This is a genomic window from Mycobacterium sp. E1747 (assembly GCF_001667775.1).
Lineage (GTDB): Bacteria > Actinomycetota > Actinomycetes > Mycobacteriales > Mycobacteriaceae > Mycobacterium.
This window is the reverse complement of record NZ_LZJI01000127.1, coordinates 1-1,703: the sequence shown is the minus strand read 5'-3', so window position 1 is coordinate 1,703 and position 1,703 is coordinate 1. Positions and strand designations below refer to the sequence as shown.

Genomic DNA, 1,703 nt, shown 5'->3' with positions numbered 1-1,703 from the left:
TGTGGAACGGCACCGACTACGAGGTTTACAAGGAGGGAATGCCGGGAGAGGTAGGTCCGGTTCCGAAGGTAACTCCTGTATTCGACCTGGTCACTGCCGATGAAGCAGCAACATGGTCAACGGTTGATCAGGGTAACGGGTACCGGATAACCAAGACGGGAAGCGACGCGAGCCCTACGTGGACCTTTGAGGTAAACCGCGAAATCATCCGCGGCCCTGCGGGTGTTGGTTCGGATTGGAACTTGTACTCCGGTGGTGGGGAAACATTCGGGGACCTTCCCCAGTGGGATGGCAGCCACTATGTTCCGACTCCGCTTGAGCATGTGGTGCCGCAGATGTTCACCTACCCCGAAGGGCATTTCGTCTCTACGCCTTTAGCATTCGGCACACGGGTCACCATCGGTACTTGCCTTATTCCACCGATCGACCACGATGTGGTTCCGTGGGTGACTGGGCATTTCCGCCTCACTGGTGTGGAGTTCGACACCACCCCATTGACGATCGGCTTGGAGGTGCGGTTGGGTGGTGCTGCCGGGACTCTGGTGGCGCGCGGCTACGGGAACATCACCGGCTATGTGACGCTGATCCCGCACTCTTCCTCGGCGGCGCAGCCGAATGACGCCATCACCCCCACCAACGGGCGTGCGGTCATCCCGGCGAACTCCACCGGCGACGCAGCAACCCTGTACGTGAACGCCTTCAACGATGGTGTGGCTGGCATCTATAATTTCGACCCGGCCGGCGCGCAACTAGCGTTGCAGGCGATACCGGTCTAATGCCGCGCGCGGGAGACCCATCACTGTCCGGTGGGCTACCGCTCCCTGTATCGCATAACCCGCTGCAGCGGATCAACTTCCAGCCCCCAAAGCTGGAAGTAAGTCTGCAGGACATCATTGATGCGCTGGTGCAGTGGATCGAGGACTTCCTGTTCCCGGCCATCAAGCAGCTCACCGGGATCGACCTCGGTGCGCTATTGGATGACATCCGCTCCCTGACGGGGGGATTGAGCAGTACTCCGGTTGATGTGACGGGGTGGCTGCTCGGGCTCCTCACGAACGTGTCGCCGCTGAACCCCGCCCAGTTGGCGCAAAACCTGTGGCCGCTGGGGATATTCCCCGACGCCAGCTCGATCTCCGGATCGGAAATCTGGGTGTTCGACCCGGACGTCACCCGGACAGCTGACTCATCAGGGGCGTTACGTGTCACCGCTGACGGCACGTTCAAAGCTATCCATGGTGTGCCGACGACCGTGGTAGCGGGCCAGCAGGTCGACACATCAGTGTTCGTCAAATGGTCCGGATACGCCGGCGCCACAGCACCGATTCAACTGCACATCAGGCAGTACAAGCGGGTCGGGAACACCGTCGCATTCGTTGGAACGGCCACGGTCACCACCTTCGGGCCGACCACGATATCTGGTGGTTGGGCAGAACTGAGCGGAACCTACACCGCACCCGATGACGGGAGCGTCAACGAGATCCGCGGCCGGATAGCCCTCACTGAGGCAGCGACCGACGGGACGATCTGGTTCGACGACGCCTCAGCGAAGAACAAAATCCTCCCCGAATGGGTGTCCGGTCTTCCGGAAGGCTTCCAAAGCCTCATCGCCCAGTTGCAGTCCATCGTCGACACCATCCACAACACCTTCACTGGTGCGACGGATTTGGGTCACAGCCTGCCCGAGTTGATCGAGGCGTTGAAGG

Annotated in this window: 1 protein-coding gene and 1 pseudogene; both read left to right on the top strand. The window is 60.8% G+C overall.

Going from position 1 to position 1,703, the window contains the following annotated elements:
* On the top strand, nucleotides 1–776 hold a 776-nt coding region (locus A5695_RS29045; RefSeq protein WP_197515472.1), incomplete at its 5' end, for a phage tail protein.
* Nucleotides 776–1,703 (top strand): annotated as a pseudogene (locus A5695_RS12590) (hypothetical protein); the annotation flags it as partial. The gene A5695_RS29045 and the pseudogene A5695_RS12590, both read left to right, overlap by 1 nt.